This window comes from Saccharopolyspora flava (genome assembly GCF_900116135.1).
GTDB classification, from domain to species: domain Bacteria; phylum Actinomycetota; class Actinomycetes; order Mycobacteriales; family Pseudonocardiaceae; genus Saccharopolyspora; species Saccharopolyspora flava.
The window spans coordinates 240,932-261,890 of record NZ_FOZX01000006.1 but is presented as its reverse complement, the minus strand read 5'-3'; the positions used below and the strand labels follow the sequence as shown (position 1 = coordinate 261,890).

The window sequence follows — 20,959 nt, the reverse complement described above, 5'->3', positions numbered from 1 at the left end:
CGTCCCGCGACCGTTTCGCCCCACTCTAGGGACGCCCCACTCTAGGAAGCACGGCCGAGCCGCGGCGCAGCAGGCCGGAACTCGTCACCGCGGACGTCAGGCGGTCACCACGTGCCACGGCCGGGGCATGCCCTTGGCGCCGAAGTAGTCGCCGCCCTTGCGCTTGACGTCGTCGGTGCCCCAGGTGCGCTCGCGCAGCACCGGCATCATCCGGGGGATGTGCTTGCGGCAGTGGATGTAGGCCTCCTCGACCTGCACCACCACCCACCGCTCGGGCGTGCGGCCGCGGTCGAACTCCGAGGGCAGCGCCGGGTAGATGGCGCGCAGATCGGCGTCCTCGACGATCCGGGCCTTGCCGTTGACGTGCAGGCCGATCAGGTCGGTGACGAAGTCCACCAGCAGGATGCCCACGTGCGGGTTCTCGCTGATGTTGCCGAGGCTGGCCATCACGCCGTTGCCCCGGTACTCCGGGTAGCAGACGTGCTGGTCGTCGAGGACCTCGATGAAGCCGGGCGGACCGGCCCGGAGGCTGGAGTCGCACTCGCCGCGGGCGTCGGAGGTGGCCACGAAGGCCAGCTCCATACGCCCGATGAACTCCTTCATCTCGGCGTTGAGGCGGTCCAGCACCTGGTCGTCGTAGAAGCGGCGGGCCCGCTTCTCGGAGCCGTAGGCGCGCTGCAGGAGGTGCTCGCCCGCCGAGCCCGGCAGAGTCGGGGATTCCTGCCGGAACGGGTCGCTGACCTGGGATTCCTCCAGCGCGGAGGTCGGGACGGGGGTCGTTCGGTTGTCGGATAACTCGAGGTCGAGCATGGCGTCGGGCGCCACGCCGACCGGGTTGATGTGATCGGGGGTCACAGCGGGCCACAGTGTCACGTCGCCCCCTTCGGTAACAGGCTGCCTACTAGCTTTCCCCCGACCGATTGATGGATTATCTACGCGAGGTAGTTAAAAAGCACTCAAAAGTGCCATCAAGGCAGACGTCCTTGCGATCAGCGGTTAGGGTCGCCCCTGATGTCGGGGGACGTTTGCAGGTAGCGGTTGCGCCCGCCCCAGGTGACTGCCGCCAACGTGGAGAAGACTGCGCCCGAAACGATGACGAACGCCGTACTGAGCCCCGGTCCGCCCCCGAACAACGAGCCGTCGAACTCCGGCGTGAGCAAGATGGTCCGACTCATCCGCGAGAGCTTCGCGGTCGTCGAACCACACTCCGACGAGGTGGCGAAGTTCTTCTACGGCACCTTGTTCAGCATCGCGCCGCAAACCCGCGAGCTGTTCGCCGCCAACATGGAGGTGCAGCGCAGCCGCCTGCTGAGGGCGCTCGTGCACGTCATCCAGATGGTCGACAAGCCCGACGAGCTGCTGCCGTTCCTGCAGCAGCTCGGCCGCGACCACCGCAAGTTCGGCGTCGTCACGCAGCACTACGAAGCCGTCGGCACCGCACTGCTGGCCGCCATCAAGCGCTACGCCGGTGACGCCTGGACCGACCAGGTCGAACGCGCCTGGGCCGAGGCCTACACGGTCATGGCCTCGGCGATGACCGAAGCGGCCGCCGCCGACGACGGCCCCGCCTGGTACACCGGCCAGGTCCTGCACCACGAGCGGCTGAGCTGGGACCTCGCGGTGATCCGCGTCCAGACCGACCACCCGGTTCCCTACCTGCCCGGCCAGTACGTGAGCGTCGAGGTCCCGCAGCGGCCGCGGCTGTGGCGCTACCTGTCGCCGGCCAACGCGCCCAGCGACGACGGCGTCATGGAGTTCCACGTCCGCTCCGTCGAAGGCGGCTGGGTCAGCCGCGCGCTCGTCGGGCACGCCCGGCCCGGCGACCAGTGGCGGATCGGCTCCCCGATGGGGCGGCTCACCGTCGAGCGGGAGAACTCCCCGGACATCCTCATGATCGGCGGCGGCACCGGCATCACGCCGCTGCGCGCGATCGTCGACGACCTCGCCCAGTACGGCGAGAACCCGCGCGTGCACCTGTTCTACGGCGGCCGCACCCGCGACGACCTCTACGACCTGGACAACCTGCGCCGGATCGCGATGCAGAACCCGTGGCTGACGGTCACCGGCGTGCTGGAGAACGACCCGAACGTCGACGGGGTCGAGCACGGCACCATCGCCGACGTCGTCTCCCGCCACGGCGCCTGGGAGGACTGGGACGTCCTGGTCTCCGGCTCCCCGGCCATGATCCGGGCCACCGTCTCGAAGATGCTGGTCGCGGGCACGACGCTCGACCACATCCGCTACGACCCGTTCACGCTGGACTGAGGTTCGTCCGTCACCCGCGGACAGTTTTAGTGAGAACTGCCCGGGCAAAACGGACATTGATCATGGGTGATTCGAGGAAAAACTGTCCTCGGCCATGAAGAAGGGCGCCTCCCCGGACTCGGGAAGGCGCCCTTCGCGTCAAGATCAGCGCTTGCGGTTGGGTTTCCAGACGACCAGGGCGGTCTCCGGGCGGACCGGGACGAGGTCCCGGCGGTAGGAGGCGTGGATCTGGGCGGCCGCCGACTCCGCCGCGGCGTAGGCCGCCGCGACCTCCTCGGTGAGCTCCTGCACCTTGGCCTGCAGCGCGTCCACCTGGTTCTCCAGGTCGATGATCCGCTTGATCCCCGCCAGGTTGACGCCCTCCTCCTGGGAGAGCCGCTGCACCTCGCGCAGCAGCGCGATGTCGCGCAGCGAGTAGCGCCTGCCGCCGGCCGCGGTGCGCCCCGGCGAGACCAGCCCGAGCCGGTCGTAGCTGCGCAGCGTCTGCGCGTGCAGACCGGACAGCTGCGCCGCCACCGAGATCACGAACATCGGGGTGTCCTCGTTGGAACCGGGCGGGAACGCGAAACCCATCTCCGGTCCGATCCCTCCGGGACCCGTCATGCGGCCGGCCATGCCTACCTCCCGAGCAACTCGTTCAGCTCGCTGCGCGGGTCGTGGTCGGCCGTGGCCTCGGCGTACTCCTGCAACGCCTGCGTCGCCGCGTCGTCGAGCTTCGACGGCACCGCGACCTGCAGCGTCACCAGGAGATCCCCGTTGCCACCGGCCTTCTTGCCCACGCCCTTGCCACGCACCCGGAAGGTCCGTCCGCTGCTGGTCCCCGCGGGGACCTTCAGCGAGACCTTCCCGTCCAGGGTCGGCACCGTCAACGTAGTGCCCAGCGCCAGTTCCGGGAAGGTGACCGGAACCGTGATCGTCAGATCATCACCGGATCGTCCGAACACCTTGTTCGGGTTGACGTGCACGACGACGAAGAGATCGCCCGCGGTCGCGCCCTGACGGCCCGGCTCGCCCTGCCCGGCCAGCCGGATCCGCTGCCCGTCGTCCACCCCCGGGGGGATGCGCACGGTCAGCGTCCGGCTGCGGGTGCTGACGCCCTCGCCGGCGCAGTCGTCGCACGGGCTGTCGATGATCTGACCCCGCCCCCGGCAGTCCGGGCACGGCTCGCTGAACGCGAACGCGCCCTGGTTGCGGGTGACCAGGCCGGATCCACCGCAGGTGGAGCAGCCGCGCGGCCGGGTGCCGGGCTTGGCGCCCGAACCCCGGCAGGTCTGGCAGGTCGCCGGGCTCGACAACCGCAGCGGCACCGTGGCACCGCGCACCGCCTCGTAGAAGTCGATGCGCACCTCGGTCTCGACGTCGGCCCCGCGCCGCGGCCGGTTGGCCGTGCTCGCGCCCCCGCCGGGGCCGCCGGGACGCCGGTTGCCGAACAACCCGCCGAACAGGTCGCCCAGGCCACCGGCCCCCTGCTGACCGCCGAAGAGGTCGCCGAGGTCGAAGCCGCCACCGGCACCGCCGGGACCGCCGAAACCGCCCGGACCGCCGAAACCACCGCCCGCGCCGCCGAAGCCGCCGGATCCGAAGAGCCGGCGGGCCTCGTCGTACTGCTTGCGCTTGTCGGGATCGGACAGCACCCCGTAGGCCTCCGAGACCGCCTTGAACTTGGTCTCGGCCTGGGCGTTGCCGGGGTTGGCGTCGGGGTGGTTCTCCCGCGCCAGCTTCCGGTACGCCTTCTTGATGTCGTCCGACGAAGCATCGGAGGAGACGCCCAGCTCAGCGTAGAAATCCTTGTCGAGCCATTCCCTGGCACTCACCGGACGCTCCTCCTTCCGCTCCCGATCACTCTTGTTCGCCGGCCTCGGCGGCCTCGGCGGAGCTCGCGTCCGCCTCGTAGTCGGTCACCGCGACCATCGCCGGGCGCAGCACCCGCTCGCCGAACCGGTAGCCCCGGCGCATCACCGTGGTGACGGTCGGCCCGGACACCTCCGAGGAGGTGGTGTGCTGGACGGCCTCGTGCACCGACGGGTCGAACTCGTCGCCCTCGGCCCCGAAGGACTCCAGGCCGGCGGAGTTCAGCGCGCCGACGAGCTTGTCGGCCACCGACTTGAACGCGCCGTTGAGGTCGCCGTGCGCCTCGGCCCGCTCGAGGTCGTCGAGCACCGTCAGCAGGTCGCCCGCGACCGACGCCTTGGCGGCGGCGATCACCGACTCGCGGTCGCGTTCCACCCGCTTGCGGTAGTTCGCGTACTCCGCGGTGACCCGCTTGAGGTCCGCGGTGAGCTCGTCGACCTGCTTCTGCAGGCCGCTGGACTCGCCGCCTTCCGGGGAGCCGCCCTCGGCCGGTTGCTGCTCAGCCTGCTCGTCGGCCTGGCCGAGCTCCTCGTCGAGGGTGCCGGACATGCTTTCGGCCACCTGAGCCTCGTCTCCGTTCGGAGCAGGGGTCCGGCGCTCGCCGGTCTCGGGGTCGATTCGACGCCGATCCCGGACGACCACCGGCTCCTGCTCGCCTTCGTTGCGCGACATCTCGGGGCTGTCCGAAGTCACTTCTTCTTCTCGTCCTCGTCGTCGACGATCTCGGCGTCCACCACGTCGTCGTCCTTGGCCGAGGAACCGGACGCACCGGCCTCGCCCGCGGCGTCGCCGGCGGCACCCGCGTCGCCCGCGGCGGCGGCACCGGCGTCGGCGTAGAGGGCCTGGCCCAGCGCCTGCGACTCGGTGGCCAGCTTCTCCACGGCGCTGGAGATGGCGTCGACGTCCTCGCCCTTCAGGGCCTCGTTGACCTCGTCGATCGCGCCCTTGACCTTGGTCTTGGTCTCCTCGGGCAGCTTCTCGTCGTTCTCCTTGAGGACCTTCTCGGTCTGGTAGACCAGCGTCTCGGCCTGGTTGCGGGCCTCGGCCTCCTCGCGACGCTTCTTGTCCTCCTCGGCGTGGGCCTCGGCGTCGGAGACCATCCGCTCGATGTCCTCCTTCGGCAGCGCGGAGCCGCCGGTGATGGTCATCGACTGCTCCTTGCCGGTGCCGAGGTCCTTGGCGGAGACGTGCACGATGCCGTTGGCGTCGATGTCGAAGGTGACCTCGATCTGCGGGACGCCGCGCGGCGCCGGCGGCAGGCCGGTCAGCTCGAACATGCCGAGCTTCTTGTTGTGCGCGGCGATCTCGCGCTCGCCCTGGAAGACCTGGATCTGCACCGACGGCTGGTTGTCGTCGGCGGTGGTGAAGGTCTCGGAGCGCTTGGTCGGGATCGTGGTGTTGCGCTCGATCAGCTTGGTCATGATGCCGCCCTTGGTCTCGATGCCCAGGGACAACGGGGTGACGTCGAGCAGCAGGACGTCCTTGACCTCACCGCGCAGCACACCGGCCTGCAGGCTGGCGCCGACGGCGACGACCTCGTCCGGGTTCACGCCCTTGTTCGGCTCGCGACCGCCGGTGAGGTCCTTGACCAGGTCGGACACGGCCGGCATGCGGGTGGAACCACCCACGAGCACGACGTGGTCGATCTCGGAGAGCTTGATGCCGGCGTCGCGGATGACGGCCTCGAACGGCTTGCGGCAGCGCTCCAGCAGGTCGGAGGTGATCCGCTGGAACTCGGCGCGGGACAGCGTCTCGTCGAGGAACAGCGGGTTCTTGTCCGAGTCGACGGTGATGTACGGCAGGTTGATGCTGGCCGTCGAGGAGGAGGACAGCTCGATCTTGGCCTTCTCAGCGGCTTCCTTGATCCGCTGCATGGCCATGCGGTCCTTGGTCAGGTCGATCCCGTTGGACGACTTGAACTTCTCGACCAGCCAGTCGACGATCCGCTCGTCCCAGTCGTCACCACCGAGGTGGTTGTCACCGGAGGTGGCGCGGACCTCGACGACGCCCTCGCCGATCTCCAGCAGCGAGACGTCGAAGGTGCCACCACCGAGGTCGAAGACGAGGATGGTCTGCTCGGACTCGCCCTTGTCGAGGCCGTAGGCCAGGGCCGCGGCGGTCGGCTCGTTGACGATGCGCAGCACGTTGAGGCCGGCGATCTGACCGGCTTCCTTGGTGGCCTGGCGCTGGGCGTCCTCGAAGTAGGCGGGGACGGTGATGACCGCGTCGGTCACGTCCTCGCCCAGGTACGCCTCGGCGTCGCGCTTGAGCTTCATCAGGACTCGCGCGGAGATCTCCTGCGGCGTGTAGTCCTTGTCGTCGATGCCGACCTTCCAGTCGGTGCCCATGTGCCGCTTGACCGACCGGATGGTGCGGTCCACGTTGGTGACGGCCTGGTTCTTCGCAGGCTGACCGGTGAGGATCTCGCCGTTCTTCGCGAAGGCCACGATGGACGGCGTGGTCCGCGAGCCCTCGGAGTTGGCGATCACCGTCGGTTCACCGCCCTCCAGGACGGAAACGACGGAGTTGGTCGTCCCCAGGTCGATGCCGACCGCTCGCGCCATGGGTGGTTCCTCCAGTACTTGGTTCAGTCCGCCCAAGCGCCGCTGTGAGCCCTTGAGCCTTGCTAGCTCAAGTTTTACCCACGGCTCCAACGCACGTCAAACGGGTTGAGCGGGACTCACTCAAGCTTTCTGCCTGCCCAACGCCTGACCAGCGCGATCAGTTCCCCACCACCCCACCGGGTGACCCACCCGACACGCCGACGCGGTTGAAAACCCCGGTTTTCATCGCGTCAAAAACCCCGGTTTTCGCGCGATGAAAACCGGGGTTTTCAACCGGGGGTCGCCGGAAGGGGTGATCGAGGGGGTGTCAGGGGGACGGCACGCCGAGGTGGTCGTAGGGGTGCATGAGGAAGCGGAGGACGGGTTCGAGGTCGTCGGCCGAGGGGGGTTCGTCGGCGATGAGGGCCTGGATGAGCAGGCCGTCGATGCCCGCGATGAAGGCGCTGATGACCGGGTCGTCACCGTCGTCGCCGTCGTTGATGTTGCCGCGGATGAGGTCGAGCCAGCGGCGGGCTGCGGGGCGCAGCGCGGGACGCCGGGCGGCCAGGAGGTAGAGCTCGTACTCGCCGATGGTGCGCTCGCGGTGCTCGGTGATCATCCGGACGAGCAGTTCGGCGATGGCGCGCGGCCACTGGGCGTTGTCGGTGACCTCCGCGCGCACGGCGGCGATCTGCTCGACCAGGGCCTCGCACCCGTCGAGCAGGCTGGCGACCAGCAGGTCGTCGATGCCGTCGAAGTAGTAGGCGATCGACGCGGGCGGCACGCCGGCCTCGCGCGCGACGTTGCGGTGGCTGACCGCCCCGACGCCCTCGCGGGCCACGACCCGCAGCGCCGCGTCGACGATCGCCCGGCGCCGTCGCTCGCCCTTGAGCCGCCGCCCGTCGGTCACCTCGGTCAATGCGCGCCTCCCAGTTCCAGTGCCACCACCCCGCCGATGATGAGCGCGATGCCGCCGAGCTGCACCGCGGTGATCGACTCGCCGAGGAACACCGCGCCGATGATGGCGACCAGCGCGACCCCGGCCCCGGCCCAGATCGCGTAGACGATCCCGACCGGCAGCCCGAGCTTGAGCACCGCGCTCATGGCGGTGAACGCGACCGCGTAGGCGACCACGACGACCACCGACGGCGCAAGCTTGCTGAAGCCCTCGGAGAGCTTCAGCGACACCGTCCCGACGACTTCGCTGCAGATCGCCAGCACCAGCAGCAGGTAGGCCACGAGCCCTCCTCCAGAATCATGGGCGATCGCCCAACTTCATGAACGCAGGTCCGCCCGGGTCGGGACGGCGGAACAGGGGTCAGTCGCGCTTCTTCTTGCCCGGACCCTCGATCGAGGACGCGACGAGCACGGCGGCCCAGATCACGAGCGGGATGGCGGGCCAGAAGAACTTCGGGTCACCGGAGACGACCGAGGTCACGCCCCAGATCGCGATCATGATGACCGCGCCGCCCGCCCAGTCCCGCCACTCCTTGACCACCTTGGTCCTGTGCTCCTCGCGCTCGGCGAGCTCGACCTCGGCCCGGGACTCGGGCAGATCGCGGGTCAGCTGCCTCAGCTCGCTGAGCGTGGCCGCGGCGAAGGCCTGCTGCAGCCGCTCGTCGTACTCGGTGACGGTCAAGCGCCCCTCGTCGAGCGCGATCCGCAGCCGACGCGCGACGTGCTCGCGGTCGGTGTCGGAAGCCCGCATGGAGCCGTCTTCGGGACTCACCATTTCCCCCACCCCCAGGCGTGGATCGGTCGAGCACGAGGTCCACCCGATCAAGCACGTGGCGAAAATCGCACATCTACTCGCCAGTTTGCCTTGATCGACACCGTCCCGGTGGTGAACCCGCGAGACGAGCTCCGCGCGCCCGGGCGTTCAGCAGCGACAACTCCCGAAACGCCCGCCGCCGCGAGGTGCCGATCGACGGTCTTCCTCACTGCGAAAATAGCAGAAAACTGAACGACCGCCCAAGTAGTTTTTCGACCAAGGGTCTCGCAGAATCACCGACTGTTCCCGAATTCACGCCCCAGCCCCCGTGGTTACCAGCGGGTAACAGGGCGTACGCTCCCCAAACGGACAACCCCCGAAACAGGAGGCCACGAGCATGGGTGCTGTGCAGATCACGCTTGGCGCGATCTCAGTCGCGCTCGGCGTCGTCGCGTGGAGCATGTTCGCCATGACCATCGCCCGATTCGTGCGGATCATCCGCCTCGGGCAACCCGACGGCACCCGGAACGGTCCGGCTCTGGCGCGTCTGGCCACGTTGGTCAAGGAGTTCGCCGCGCACACCCGGATGAACAAGTTCCGCCACGTCGGCGTCTGGCACTGGCTGGTCATGTGGGGCTTCCTGCTCGGCTCCCTTGCCCTGTTCGAGGCCTACGGCGAGGTCTTCGTCCCCACCTGGGGCTGGCCGATCCTCGACGACCTGGCGATCTTCCACTTCCTGATGGAGGTCCTGGGCGTCGGCACGATCGTCGGCATCCTGGTGCTGATGGCCATCCGCCAGGCCAACCACCCGCGTCGCGCGGGCCGCGTCTCGCGGTTCCAGGGCTCCAACTTCGCCTGGGCCTACTTCATCGAGGCCGTCGTGCTGGTCGAGGGCATCGGCATCATCGGTGTCCGCGCCGCCAAGGCCGCGCTGGGCGTGCACGAGATGCCGCTGTGGGCCGAGTTCGTCTCCGGCCCGATCGGGTACCTGCTGCCCGCCAGCCCGAACCTGGTCTCGGTGTTCGCCTTCATCAAGCTGATGAGCGCCACCGTCTGGCTGATCGTCGTCGCCCGCACCATGACCATGGGTGTCGCCTGGCACCGGTTCTCGGCGTTCTTCAACATCTACTTCAAGCGCGAGGACGACGGTGACGTCGCCCTGGGCGCGGTCAAGCCGATGATGTCGGGCGGCAAGCCGCTGGACTTCGAGGAAGCCGACCCCGACACCGACGTCTTCGGCGCAGGCAAGATCGAGGACTTCTCCTGGAAGGGCTGGCTGGACTTCACGACCTGCACCGAGTGCGGTCGCTGCCAGTCCCAGTGCCCGGCTTGGAACACCGGCAAGCCGCTGTCGCCGAAGATGATGATCACGCAGCTGCGCGATCACGCCTACGCCAAGGCCCCGTACCTGCTCGCCGGTGGCAGCAAGGACATGGCCGGCGACGAGGTCGGCATCACCGGTGACGGCGCCGAGGAGAAGCTCGCCAAGATCGACGCCCTCGCGCTGGCCGAGGCCGAGCGCCCGCTGGTCGGCGGACCGGAGGAGATGGGCGTCATCGACCCCGACGTCCTGTGGTCCTGCACCTCCTGCGGTGCCTGCGTCGAGCAGTGCCCGGTCGACATCGAGCACGTCGACCACATCGTCGACATGCGCCGCTACCAGGTCATGATCGAGTCGAACTTCCCGACCGAGCTGGGCGGGATGTTCAAGAACCTGGAGAACAAGGGCAACCCGTGGGGCCAGAACGCCAAGGACCGGCTGGCCTGGACCGAGGACCTGGACTTCGAGGTCCCGGTCTTCGACGGTGAGCTCGCCGAGGACGACGAGTACCTGTTCTGGGTCGGCTGCGCCGGTGCTTTCGAGGACCGCGCGAAGAAGACCACCCAGGCCGTCGCCGAGCTGCTGCACATGGCGGGCGTGAAGTACAAGGTGCTGGGCCCGGAGGAGTCCTGCACCGGTGACCCGGCCCGTCGCGCGGGCAACGAGTTCATCTTCCAGATGATGGCCCAGCAGAACGTCGAGGTCCTCAACGGCGTCTTCGAGGGCCGCGAGCCCGGCAAGCGCAAGATCGTCGCGACCTGCGCGCACTGCTTCAACAGCCTCGCCAACGAGTACTCCGAGCTCGGCGGCAACTACGAGGTCGTCCACCACACCCAGCTGCTGAACAAGCTGGTGCGGGAGAAGCGCCTGACCCCGGTCGCCCCGGTCGCCGAGGACGTGACCTACCACGACCCCTGCTACCTGGGACGGCACAACAAGGTCTACACGCCGCCGCGCGACCTGGTCGGCGCCGCGGGCGCGACCTTCCGCGAGATGCCGCGCCACGAGGAGCGCTCCATGTGCTGCGGCGCCGGTGGTGCCCGCATGTGGATGGAGGAGCGCATCGGCAAGCGGATCAACCTGGAGCGCGTCGACGAGGCCCTGGGCACCGCCCCCTCGAAGATCGCCACGGGCTGCCCGTTCTGCAAGGTGATGCTCTCCGACGGCGTCACGACCCGGAAGTCCGAGCAGGTCGCCAACGAGTCGGTCGAGGTCGTCGACGTCGCCCAGCTCCTGCTCAACGCCGTCAAGCGCGGCGACGACCAGAAGGACGGAGCAGCCGAACCGGAACCCGCCGGCAGCTGACCGATCCCCACGAAGAAGGGCGCCTCCCACCCGGGAGGCGCCCTTCTTCGTCTTCACCGGACGTCGAGGGACACCGCCCACTCCTCCGCGAGCTCCCGAATCCGCCGCACCGAGTCCTCAGCGCTCAAAGATCCGTCGCGCAAGCGCTCGAAGGTCCGCGTGGCCACCTGGACCGCTTCGGGTGCTTCGAAATGGGCCGACCCGTTGATGTGCTCCACGTAGAGGACGTCCGGCCCTTCCGGATCGTCGTAGCGCAGCAGTGAGAACGGGCCGTCCAAACCGAGCACCACACCCGGTTCCGTCGGCAACACCCTGATCGTCACGGTGTCGAGCTCGGCGAACGAGCAGAGCTCGTGCAGCTGTCGTTGCATCACGGCTCTCCCGCCGACCGGCAACCGCAGCGCACCTTCATGGATGATCGCTTCGTAGGACATCTCGGGCAGGCGCTGCTTTCGCCGCATTCGCGCTGCGATCACATCCGGTATCCGCTCCGGCGCAACTCGTCCCGCACCGACGAAGATCGCCCGGGCGTACTCCTCCGTCTGGAACAAGCCCGGCACCAGCGCCAACTGCCACTCGCGGACCGAAACAGCCTCTTCTTCCAGGTGGTAATAACCGCGACTGGTAATGCCGTAGGCGTGCCACCAGGGCTTGGCCTTCGCCGACCTGGCGAGGTCGACCAGGCCCGGGTCGTAGGCGTCGTAGAGGTCCATCATCGAGCGCACCTCGTGCACGGAGGTGGCGACCTCGCCGGTCTCCTTGCGGCTGAGGGCACTTGTCGACATGTCGAGCGCAGCGGCGGCCTGCTCCTGGGTGAGCCCGGCGTCCTCGCGCAACCGCCGTATCCGGCGTGCGAGCCGACGCCGCCGAAAAGTGGGGCGGGTGCGCACGAATTCCATGATCGCAGCGGGAACCCGTCACCGGGATTCCCGATTGCGGTGATCCCATCGGGGGACTCCCGCCCGGATCCTCTACGCAATGACACCGAGGATCTTCGGCCTGGCCGAGAAGAACATCGACGGATCACCCGATCCGGCCCACGTTCGGCTGTGGGGGATGGAACTGGAGAACGGGGCCGTCCTGCACTGGAGGGAGGACGGCAGGAACCAGGTCGCGGTCTGCACCAGCGCGCAGCAGGCCGCGGAGAGCTTCGGCAGCCTCTTCGGCCTGGCGCTCTACTTTCCCTGAGAAAGCGATCGAGGGCCGTTCCCCACCCGCGGGAACGGCCCTCGATCGATCGCTGAAGGGATCAGCTGCCCATCTCCTCCAGGGAGCGGCCGTTGGTCTCCTTCAGGTACTTGACCACGAACACCACCGACAGCGCCGCGAACGCCGCGTAGATGAAGTACGTGACCGGCAGGTTCCAGTCCCGCATGCTCGGGAAGGACACCGTCACCAGCCAGTTCGCGATCCAGTTCGTCGCCGTGCCCAGCGCCAGGGCCGCGGCGCGGATTCGGGCCGGGAACATCTCGCCCAGCAGCACCCACATCACCACGCCCCACGAGGCGGCGAAGAACAGCACGAACGCGCTCGCCGAGATCAGCGCGACGACACCCCACTGCGCGGGCAGCACGGCGTCCTCGCCGACGACCTGGGCGAAGCTGAACGCCCAGCCGGTCACGGCCAGCGACACCGTCATGCCGACCGAACCGATGATCAGCAGCGGCTTGCGGCCGATCTTGTCGACCAGCGCGATCGCCACGAACGTGCCGATGATGTTCACGATCGACGTGAACAGGCTCAGCAGCAGCGAGCTCTCCTCGTTGATGCCGACCGAGTGCCACAGCGACGACGAGTAGTAGAAGATCACGTTGATGCCGACGAACTGCTGCAACGCGGCGATCGCCATGCCGACCCAGACGATCGGCAGCACGCCGAACTTGCCGCGCAGGTCGCTCAGCTTCGGCTTCGTCTCGCCCAGCGCGGCCTGGATCTCGCCGATCTTGCCGTCGACGTCACCGGGCTCGATCTTGTTGAGCACCTCGCGCGCCCGGTCGACCTTGCCCGCCGACACCAGGTAGCGCGGGGACTCGGGGATCGAGGAAGCGACGATCAGGTAGACCACGGCCGGGAGCGCGGCCACGCCCAGCATCCACTGCCAGGCCTGGATCGGCCCCAGCATCCCGGAAGCACTACCGCCCGCGAACGCGGCCAGGGCGTAGTTGACCAGCTGCGACACCGCGATGCCGAGCACGATCGCCAACTGCTGCAACGAGGCGAGCCGGCCTCGGTACTGCGCGGGCGCCACCTCGGCGATGTAGGCCGGGGCGATCACCGAGGCGATGCCGATCGCGACACCGCCGACCACGCGCCAGATCGCCAGGTCCCAGATCGCGAAGGGAACGGCCGAGCCGATGGCGCTGATGATGAACAGCACGGCGGCGACCTGCATGACCCGGATCCGGCCGATCCGGTCCGCCAGGCCACCGGCGATGCCGGCACCGACGGCCGACCCCAGCAGCGCCGACGACACGGTCAGACCGGTCATCGCCGAGCCGACGCCGAAGTGCTCCTGGATCGCGTCGACGCCACCGTTGATGACGGAGGTGTCGTAGCCGAACAAGAAACCGCCGAGAGCCGCAGCCCCGGCGATCATCACCACGTGCCCGAGCTTGGCGGTTCCGCCCGAGGCACGCGACTGCAATGCGGACATCGAATCTCCCGCTTGCCCACACGCCGATCCGCCCCGTTGCGGGATCGTTCCAGAGCGCCGGGCGGACGGGATACTAAGCTCTGAACCGGCACTTGCCTTGCTCGATTCAGGGTGATTTGCTTCACGCCGCAAGAATCCGCAGGCAACAGCCCTTACCTGGCAAAACGTCACATTCCCTGGGAATGCGAACGGTGACCACCCGGTTTCCCACCGCGCTCGCGACCACCCCCGAGCGCACGAACCCGCACGATCACCGACGGCGCCCACCTCCGCCTCGCGCTCCAGCCCTCAGCGGCCGGTCACGGTGACAACGTCCGTTGGCAGTGGACAGTTTTAGCCATAACTATCCGGACAAAAAGGATCTTGATCATGGGTGATTATGGCTAAAACTGTCCACTGCCGCGGCGAGCACCTCACGGGACCACCGCTCCGCGACGGAGGGCAGGACGTGGGGCCGGGACGTGGGGTCAGGACGTGGGGGTCGCTCAGCGGCGGGTGTCGGTGACCTTGAAGTTGAGGTAGGCGCGCGACGACGTCGGGCCGCGCTGCCCCTGGTAGCGGGACCCCGCCTCCTTCGAGCCGTACGGGAAGTCCGCGGGGCTCGACAGCCGCAGCAGGCACAGCTGCCCGATCTTCATCCCCGGCCACAGGGTGATCGGCAGGTTCGCCACGTTCGACAGCTCCAGCGTGATGTGCCCGCTGAACCCGGGGTCGATGAACCCGGCCGTGGAGTGCGTCAGCAGCCCGAGCCGCCCCAGCGACGACTTGCCCTCCAACCGGCTGGCCAGGTCATCGGGAAGCTTCACCGCCTCGAACGTCGACCCGAGCACGAACTCGCCCGGGTGCAGCACGAACGGCTCGCCCTCGGGAGTCTCCACCAGCGACGTCAGCTCGTCCTGCTGCTTCGACGGATCGATGTGGGTGTACCGGGTGTTGTCGAAGACCCGGAAGTAGCGGTCCAGCCGCACGTCGATGCTCGACGGCTGGATCATGGACGAATCGAACGGATCCAGTTCGAGGCGCCCCTCGTCCAGCTCTTTACGCAGGTCCCGATCACTCAGCAGCACGACACCAGCCTATCGGGAGCCTATGTCGATCTTGCCCGCCCACCGTGCTAATCTACGCACCGTCGGACGGCAACGACCGTCACGACCAGTGCGGATGTAGTTCAATGGTAGAACATCAGCTTCCCAAGCTGAGAACGCGGGTTCGATTCCCGTCATCCGCTCCAACTCACGAAGGCCCAGGTCAGAAGCGTGATCGCTTCTCCTGGGCCTTCGTTGTCGGGCCTGGTTTCTAGGGTCGGGGCATGGCGGAAACACATGGTTACGACGTCTCGATCGAGTGGACCGGCAACCTCGGGACCGGCACCGACGACTACCGCACCTTCAGCCGCTCGCACGAGATCCTCGCCGAGGGGAAAGCACCGATCGCGGCCTCGGCCGACCCGGCGTTCCGAGGCGACCGGTCCCGCTGGAACCCGGAAGAGCTGCTGGTCGCGACGGTCGCCCAGTGCCACATGCTCTGGTACCTCCACCTCTGCGCGAACGCCGGCATCACCGTCATCGACTACGAGGACGACGCCCACGGCGTCATGACGATGGACGAGCGCGGCGGAGGCGGCCAGCTCACCGAGGTCACCCTCCGCCCCCGCGTGACCGTCACCGACCCCGCCACGATCGACCAGGCCAACGCCCTGCACTCGAAGATCCACGAGGTCTGCTTCATCGCCCGCTCGGTCAACTTCCCCATCCACCACCAACCCGAAGCCCACACCCTCTGACCGGCTTCTAGTCGCGGTGGTCTGCGGGAACGACAAGACCTTCCTCGGCCGCGAACGTCTCCCCGTCGAACTCGGACCGGGCTGCGGCGAGGGCCGCGTTGCGGTCGTTGCCCGGCCAGAAGTGGGTGAGCATCAGCCTCCGGGCCCCGGCTCGCCGAGCCCACGCGCCTGCTTCCCGCGCCGTCAGCAGACCTCGGGAGCTTCCAGGCCGGTCGGTCGCGTCGACGATGAACAGGTCGGCGTCGCGGCCGAGATCGGCGAGCGCCGGGTCCGGGCCGGTGTCGCCGGTGTAGGCCAGGACCCGGTCGCCGGCGCGCAGCCGGACGCCCGCGTTGGGAACGAAGTGCGGCAGCGCGAGACCCGTCAGCTCGAACGGCCCCACCCGGTGGGTTCCCGGCAGCGGGTGCACGTCGAAGACGTCCCGCAGGTCCACGTCCGGTTCCAGGCCGCCGAGCCGCTCCAGCACACCGGGCGGGCAGTGCAGCGGCAGCCGCGGGCCCCCGGTGTAGAACCGGGCGCGGAACAGCGCGTGCAGGTCGACGCAGTGGTCCGGGTGCTCGTGCGTGATCACCACCGCGTCGACGCGCCCGTCCGGCCAGTGCCCGAACAGCCTCGGCAGCGTCCCGTAACCGAGGTCCAGCACCAACCGGAACCCGTCCCAGTCCACGGCGAAGCCGCTGCACGCCCGCCCGGCCTCCGGGAACGCGCCGCAACTGCCCAGCACCGTCACGCTTCGCCGAATCATCGTTCGGTCAGCAGGACCATCGGCAACGTCGTGCCGGATTCCCAGATCGGGGCTCCGAGGGTGCGTTCGAAGACGGGGCGCAGCTTCGCCCACGCCCGCGGGTTCCGGGCGGCGTAGCGCCGGAGGATCTGCGCCGCTTCGTCGGGTTGCAGTCTGCGGGCGGTTACCGGGACGTGCGTGCGGGTGCCGATGGAGACGTGGGCGTTCGGGTGGGCGTCGAGGTTGCGCAGCCACTGGGTGCGCTCGCCGAAACCGGCCGCCAGGACGTAGCCGGTGGCCGTCCGGTCCACGACCTCCAGAACCACGTACCGGGGCCGCCCGGACTTGCGGCCGAGGTGTTCCAGCATCAGCAGCCGCTGCCCGAACACGAACCCCAGGCGAGCGCGGAACAGCCAGATGGGCGCCCGGACGAGCCACCTGGTGCGCAGCAGTGTCACCGCCAGATCCGTCATCTCCTGAGCAGAGCACAGGTGCCGCGCCGCTGTCGGGAAATCGCTCGACAGCACTGGGAGGATGTCCGGGTTCCGACACCACCTGATCTTGGGGGAGACGTGAATCCGAGGGATGCCGATGCGAGCCGGTTCGCCGGTGAGGCCTTGGCCAACGGCGAACCGACGGGATGGTTCGAACCGCTCTACGCCGCCGCGTCCGGCGGCGAGGCCGTGGTGCCGTGGGACTTCCCGGTGCCGCACGGGTTGCTGCCCGAGTGGGGGCGCGGCGTCGACGGCTCCGGCCGCTCGGCGCTGGTCGTGGGCTGCGGGTACGGGCGGGACGCGGAGTTCCTCGCCTCGCTGGGATTCCGGACCACCGCGTTCGACATCTCCGCGACCGCGATCCGCGAAGCTCGCGAACGCCACGCCGGGTCGTCCGTCGAGTACGTGACGGCCGACCTGCTGGACCCGCCCGCCGAGTGGGCCGGCGCGTTCGACCTCGTGCTGGAGTCGATCACCGTGCAGTCGATGCCGCTGTCGCTGCGCGCCGAGGCGACCCGCCGCGTCGCCGAGATGGTCGCGCCGGGCGGGCAGCTACTGGTCATCGCGGGAATCCGCGAGGAGGGCGCCGACGTGGACGGGCCGCCGCCGTGGCCGCTGACCCGCGGCGAGATCGACGCCTTCGCCACCGGCGGTCTGCGTCCGCAGGAGGTCGAGCAGCTGTCGCCGCCGACGAACCCGCAGATGCCCTCCTGGCGGGCGATCTTCACCCGTTAGCGGGCGGCTGCGCGGATCGCCGCGCAACATTCCCGGTCGGCCCCGGGCCCGGCGCTACCGTGCCCGGGTACTCGACCTGAGGAGTGATCGCATGGCATGGGCACAACTGGTCGCTCTGTGCGGCTCCGGCTTCCTCATCCTCGGCACCGGACTGGCCGTCTGGGCACGTCGCGACCACACCTGACCCACTGCTCGGCGGGCCCCCACGCGAGCCCGCCGAGCCGGGTCCCTCAAAGGTCGAAGACCACGCCGGTCTTGACCTGAAGCTCGCAGCTGTTCGAATAGGTCTGGGTGTGGCTGATCTCCTTGCCGCGCCACTTGCCCTCGAGGGTGGCCGTGACCGGCTGGTACTCCAGCGTGCAGACCTTGCCCAGGTTCGCCTGCATCGCGGTGAAGTTCCCGTTGACCTTCTCCAGCTCCTCGCACGCCTTCGCGGCGTGCTGATGCGTGCCACCGGCCGGGTGGCACTTGAGCTCACCGAACTTGTTCGCGGTGAGGACGTCGCTCTTCACGGTCAGCCGCATGGTGCTGTCGGGGGCCGGAGCCGCGGTGGCGACCCCGGGGATGACGGCGGTTCCGGCGAGGAGCGCGGTGGCCAGGAGCACTCGACGAGTCAGTTTCGCAAACACCGTTCCTCAACTCTCCTGCTGCGGGATGTCGTTGCACCGACTGGGACGAGAAGCACCGATCGGCAAAACCACTGCGCGCCAAAGGTTTCTCGCGACGTTCGGTCCGGATGAAGCACACGCTACTGCACTACCCGACGTAGCCTCACGTCACCTGAACCAGCGACATCGCAAGGAACTTCACGCACTAGTAGTAATCGCGTCCACTGAGGACTTCTCGTTTTCGTTGTGCTGTCAACAGAATTCGCGTCCCGATTTCAACGGAAATCAGGACCCGGATTTCCATTGAAATCGGACACCCCACCACCCGCAACTCAAGCGGATCCCGCCCGTTCACGTGGTTAAGGTGTGGGACCTGCTGCACTCCAACGCTGCGGAGAGCACCATGAACGAGGCGAACTACTCGCTCGGCCACGACGACCCCGAGATCCAGCGCCTCCTGCTGCAAGGACGCCTCTACGCAGGTCACACCGCCCACGCCCTGCGCCTCGCCGGACTCGCACCCGGCATGCGGGTGCTCGACGTCGGCTGCGGACCCGGCGACGTCTCGATCTCCGCCGCGCGCATCGTCGGCCCCACCGGATCCGTCGTCGGCGTCGACGCCCAGCAGTCCATCCTCGACATCGCCACCGCACGCGCCGCCGACAAGGGCGTCAACGCGACCTTCTTCCGCGGCGACATCTTCGCGCTCGACACCGAGGAACCCTTCGACGCCGTCACCGGCCGCCTCATCCTCATGCACCTGCCCGACCCGGCCGCCGCCGTCCGCCATCTGTCCACACTGGTCAGACCAGGCGGCATCGTGACCTTCCAGGACTTCGAGATCAGCGCCGTCGCCACCGTCCCCGAACCCCCGCTGTTCCAACGCCTCGTCGAGCTCATCGTCCACTGCTTCCACGCCGCCGGCGCCAACACCGAGATGGGCACCTCGCTGCACCGCACCTTCCGCGCCGCCGGACTCCCCGCACCCGAGATGACGATGGGCGGCTGCGTCAGCGCCGCCACCGACCCCGAGGTCGTCCAGTACCTCGTCGGCGTGTGGCGCTCCCTCAAACCCGTCGCCGACCAGCTCGGACTCGACGTCGACGACGTCAGCGACCTCGACGACCTGCCCGAACGCCTCCGCGCCTCCGCCGACCCCGACGCCGTCGTCGTGCTGCCCCCGCTGATCAGCGCCTGGAGCGTCGTCCCCGGCGCATAACGTGTCCCGGGTGACCGACTACGCCCGCACCGCGGCCTCCTACGACCTCATCGCCGCCGACTACGCCGACCACGCCCTCCACGAGGTCGACTCCAAACCCCTCGACCGGTCGATGCTCACCGCGTTCGCCGAGCTCGTCTCCGGACGCGTCGCCGACGTCGGCTGCGGCACCGGCAACGGCACCGCCGTCCTGCACCGCCTGGGCGTCGACGTGTTCGGCATCGACCTCTCCGCCGAGATGCTCGCCCACGCCCGCCGACAGCTCCCCGACGTGCACTTCACCCAGGGCTCGATGACCGACCTGAACACCGCGGACGCCTCGCTCGGCGGCATCGTCGCCTGGTACTCGATCATCCACACCGCACCCGAGGACCTGCCCGCGGTCTTCGCCGAGTTCCGGCGAGCGCTGGCGCCCGGCGGCCTGATCCTGCTGGCGTTCCAGACCGGCGCCGACACCCTCCACCTCACCGAGGCCTACGACCGCGCCATCGACCTGACCTTCCTCCGCCACACCCCCGAGGACGTCGCCGACCGGCTCACCGACGCGGGACTCACCCCGCACGCCACCCTCGTCCGCCAGCCCGAAGGCGAACGCTCACCCCACGCGTTCCTGCTGGCCCGCGGCTGACCGGCATCAGAGCTGGAGGAACATGAGCACCTCGTCCCGGTCGTCACCGGGACCGAGCCGGAGCGCACCCGGCCACCGGCCGATCTCCTTCCAGCCGAGCCGCCCGTAGAACGTCTCCAGACCGATGCCGGCGCGCGCGGCGAGACGCAGCTGCTCCAAGCCCATCTCGTCGCGCGCGATCCGCCGCGCCTCGGTCATCAACGCACTCCCGACGCCCTCGCCACGCCGCTCCGGACGGCTCTGCACCCGGTGCAGCATCCCCCAGTGCGAGATCAGCGCGAAGGTGTCCCGCCGGATGACGAGCCACCCCACCAACTCCTCGCCGTCCGAGGCCATCACCACGCGACAGGTCGCCGGGTCCAGCGCACCCACGATCGCGTCGACCGCCGCAGCGACCTCGTCCTCATCCACCGGGGCGAACGGAAACCCCACCGCCCCACCGGCGTTCGACACGTCGACCCAGCACCGCACCAACTCCGCCCGCCGCGCGGAACTCACGTCCCCAGGCACAACACCCTGCGAAAACACCCACGCACCCATACCCCGAGCATCTCAGCCCGAAAACGCCGTGAAAGACCCGCATCGCTGATCACCAGCGGCGACGACTCAGTCGGCGAGGAGCTGCTCGCGGAGGATGTCGGCGTGCCCGCAGTGGTGGGCGAGCTCGCGGAGAACCTGCAGGTACACCCAGTGGAGCGTGCGCGGCCCACCCCGGTGGCCGGTCACGACGGTGTCCAGCGGCAGGTCCGCGACCGCCGAACGCGCCGTCGCGCAGGCTTCCCGGTGAGCGGCCGTGACCGACGCGATGGTGTCGTCATCGGAGAGCCGGAAGGACTCGTCCGGACTCCGCACCAGCCCCAGCTCCCGGCGGGACGCGCCGCCGACGCACTCCTCGAACCACACCCGCTGCATCCACGTGACGTGCTTGAGCAACCCCAGCAACGTCGTCGCCGACGGGACGAGCCGACGACGAGCCTGCTCCTCGGTGAGACCGTCGAGCGTCGCCTCAACAGCGGCGCGGTAGTCCTCGACGAACGCGTCGAGCTGGGTGCGCTCGTCGTCCATCAGCACGTCGGAAGCACCCATCGGCCTCTCCCATCACGACATCGGTTCGGACTG

The 20,959-nt window shown here is 68.8% G+C and carries 23 protein-coding genes and 1 tRNA gene; 8 read left to right on the top strand and 16 right to left on the bottom strand.

Annotated elements, in window-relative coordinates; translation table 11 throughout:
- Positions 1–96: 96 nt before the first annotated feature.
- Positions 97–855, bottom strand: a complete 759-nt coding sequence (locus BM424_RS19115) for a pyridoxamine 5'-phosphate oxidase family protein (RefSeq protein WP_425442034.1) — start codon at positions 853–855, stop codon at positions 97–99.
- 306 nt (positions 856–1,161) lie between these two features.
- Between BM424_RS19115 and BM424_RS19110 the strand changes: the two genes are divergently transcribed.
- Positions 1,162–2,265: an FAD-binding oxidoreductase gene (locus BM424_RS19110; RefSeq protein ID WP_093419856.1), complete on the top strand. Its 1,104-nt coding sequence runs from the start codon at positions 1,162–1,164 to the stop codon at positions 2,263–2,265.
- Between the two features lie 144 nt (positions 2,266–2,409).
- Here the strand turns inward: BM424_RS19110 and BM424_RS19105 are convergent, their stop codons facing one another.
- The 7 genes from BM424_RS19105 to BM424_RS19075 all read right to left on the bottom strand — a co-directional run bounded on the left by BM424_RS19105 (position 2,410) and on the right by BM424_RS19075 (position 8,391).
- Complete coding sequence (locus tag BM424_RS19105) at positions 2,410–2,838, bottom strand: heat shock protein transcriptional repressor HspR (RefSeq protein ID WP_175548176.1); 429 nt, start codon at positions 2,836–2,838, stop codon at positions 2,410–2,412.
- 44 nt (positions 2,839–2,882) lie between these two features.
- Positions 2,883–4,079: a molecular chaperone DnaJ gene (gene dnaJ, locus BM424_RS19100; protein WP_093419854.1), complete on the bottom strand. Its 1,197-nt coding sequence runs from the start codon at positions 4,077–4,079 to the stop codon at positions 2,883–2,885.
- 25 nt (positions 4,080–4,104) lie between these two features.
- Positions 4,105–4,788: a nucleotide exchange factor GrpE gene (gene grpE, locus BM424_RS19095; protein WP_093420152.1), complete on the bottom strand. Its 684-nt coding sequence runs from the start codon at positions 4,786–4,788 to the stop codon at positions 4,105–4,107.
- A 17-nt stretch (positions 4,789–4,805) separates the two neighbouring features.
- The gene (gene dnaK, locus BM424_RS19090) at positions 4,806–6,680 is read right to left on the bottom strand and encodes a molecular chaperone DnaK (RefSeq protein WP_093419850.1); all 1,875 of its coding nucleotides are present in this window, start codon (positions 6,678–6,680) and stop codon (positions 4,806–4,808) included.
- Between the two features lie 307 nt (positions 6,681–6,987).
- On the bottom strand, positions 6,988–7,569 hold the full coding sequence (locus BM424_RS19085) for a TetR/AcrR family transcriptional regulator (protein ID WP_245775982.1): 582 nt from the start codon (positions 7,567–7,569) through the stop codon (positions 6,988–6,990).
- Positions 7,570–7,574: 5 nt separating this feature from the next.
- Complete coding sequence (locus BM424_RS19080; RefSeq protein WP_093419845.1) at positions 7,575–7,898, bottom strand: DMT family transporter; 324 nt, start codon at positions 7,896–7,898, stop codon at positions 7,575–7,577.
- 79 nt (positions 7,899–7,977) lie between these two features.
- Entirely contained in the window at positions 7,978–8,391 is a 414-nt protein-coding gene (locus BM424_RS19075) for a DUF1707 SHOCT-like domain-containing protein (protein ID WP_217649759.1), read from the bottom strand.
- A gap of 376 nt (positions 8,392–8,767) precedes the next feature.
- Here BM424_RS19075 and BM424_RS19070 point away from each other — a divergent pair, with 376 nt between their 5' ends.
- Positions 8,768–10,996 (top strand): (Fe-S)-binding protein, encoded by a 2,229-nt coding sequence (locus BM424_RS19070; protein WP_093419842.1) that lies wholly within the window; start codon positions 8,768–8,770, stop codon positions 10,994–10,996.
- A 53-nt stretch (positions 10,997–11,049) separates the two neighbouring features.
- Here BM424_RS19070 and BM424_RS19065 read toward each other — a convergent pair whose 3' ends face one another.
- The gene (locus BM424_RS19065) at positions 11,050–11,895 is read right to left on the bottom strand and encodes a helix-turn-helix domain-containing protein (protein ID WP_093419839.1); all 846 of its coding nucleotides are present in this window, start codon (positions 11,893–11,895) and stop codon (positions 11,050–11,052) included.
- A gap of 79 nt (positions 11,896–11,974) precedes the next feature.
- On the opposite strand from BM424_RS19065, the gene BM424_RS19060 reads away from it, so the two are divergent.
- Entirely contained in the window at positions 11,975–12,184 is a 210-nt protein-coding gene (locus BM424_RS19060) for a hypothetical protein (protein ID WP_093419836.1), read from the top strand.
- A 61-nt stretch (positions 12,185–12,245) separates the two neighbouring features.
- Here BM424_RS19060 and BM424_RS19055 read toward each other — a convergent pair whose 3' ends face one another.
- Positions 12,246–13,649 (bottom strand): sugar porter family MFS transporter, encoded by a 1,404-nt coding sequence (locus tag BM424_RS19055; RefSeq protein WP_093419833.1) that lies wholly within the window; start codon positions 13,647–13,649, stop codon positions 12,246–12,248.
- 485 nt (positions 13,650–14,134) lie between these two features.
- On the bottom strand, positions 14,135–14,716 hold the full coding sequence (gene dcd, locus BM424_RS19050; RefSeq protein ID WP_093419830.1) for a dCTP deaminase: 582 nt from the start codon (positions 14,714–14,716) through the stop codon (positions 14,135–14,137).
- A gap of 90 nt (positions 14,717–14,806) precedes the next feature.
- Here dcd and BM424_RS19045 point away from each other — a divergent pair.
- Positions 14,807–14,880, top strand: a tRNA-Gly gene (locus BM424_RS19045).
- Between the two features lie 78 nt (positions 14,881–14,958).
- Complete coding sequence (locus BM424_RS19040) at positions 14,959–15,432, top strand: OsmC family protein (protein WP_093419827.1); 474 nt, start codon at positions 14,959–14,961, stop codon at positions 15,430–15,432.
- 7 nt (positions 15,433–15,439) lie between these two features.
- Here the strand turns inward: BM424_RS19040 and BM424_RS19035 are convergent, their stop codons facing one another.
- Positions 15,440–16,177 carry an MBL fold metallo-hydrolase gene (locus BM424_RS19035; protein ID WP_093419825.1) on the bottom strand — a complete coding sequence of 246 codons (738 nt, stop codon included), beginning with the start codon at positions 16,175–16,177 and terminating at the stop codon, positions 15,440–15,442.
- Positions 16,174–16,629 carry a nitroreductase family deazaflavin-dependent oxidoreductase gene (locus BM424_RS19030; protein ID WP_093419822.1) on the bottom strand — a complete coding sequence of 152 codons (456 nt, stop codon included), beginning with the start codon at positions 16,627–16,629 and terminating at the stop codon, positions 16,174–16,176. The genes BM424_RS19035 and BM424_RS19030 overlap by 4 nt, the downstream gene beginning before the upstream one ends.
- A 99-nt stretch (positions 16,630–16,728) precedes the next feature.
- Between BM424_RS19030 and BM424_RS19025 the strand changes: the two genes are divergently transcribed.
- Positions 16,729–17,385, top strand: a complete 657-nt coding sequence (locus BM424_RS19025; RefSeq protein ID WP_093419820.1) for a class I SAM-dependent methyltransferase — start codon at positions 16,729–16,731, stop codon at positions 17,383–17,385.
- Positions 17,386–17,615: 230 nt separating this feature from the next.
- Here BM424_RS19025 and BM424_RS19020 read toward each other — a convergent pair whose 3' ends face one another.
- Positions 17,616–18,014, bottom strand: coding sequence for an SSI family serine proteinase inhibitor (locus tag BM424_RS19020; RefSeq protein WP_139274101.1), 399 nt, complete (start codon positions 18,012–18,014; stop codon positions 17,616–17,618).
- A 382-nt stretch (positions 18,015–18,396) separates the two neighbouring features.
- Here BM424_RS19020 and BM424_RS19015 point away from each other — a divergent pair, with 382 nt between their 5' ends.
- On the top strand, positions 18,397–19,212 hold the full coding sequence (locus tag BM424_RS19015) for a methyltransferase domain-containing protein (protein WP_093420147.1): 816 nt from the start codon (positions 18,397–18,399) through the stop codon (positions 19,210–19,212).
- Positions 19,213–19,222: 10 nt separating this feature from the next.
- Positions 19,223–19,840, top strand: a complete 618-nt coding sequence (locus BM424_RS19010) for a class I SAM-dependent DNA methyltransferase (protein ID WP_139274100.1) — start codon at positions 19,223–19,225, stop codon at positions 19,838–19,840.
- A 6-nt stretch (positions 19,841–19,846) separates the two neighbouring features.
- Here BM424_RS19010 and BM424_RS19005 read toward each other — a convergent pair whose 3' ends face one another.
- Together BM424_RS19005 and BM424_RS19000 are read right to left on the bottom strand one after the other, a co-directional pair.
- Positions 19,847–20,251: a GNAT family N-acetyltransferase gene (locus BM424_RS19005; RefSeq protein WP_245775964.1), complete on the bottom strand. Its 405-nt coding sequence runs from the start codon at positions 20,249–20,251 to the stop codon at positions 19,847–19,849.
- A 195-nt stretch (positions 20,252–20,446) separates the two neighbouring features.
- Positions 20,447–20,926: a DinB family protein gene (locus BM424_RS19000; protein WP_093419812.1), complete on the bottom strand. Its 480-nt coding sequence runs from the start codon at positions 20,924–20,926 to the stop codon at positions 20,447–20,449.
- Positions 20,927–20,959: the final 33 nt, after the last annotated feature.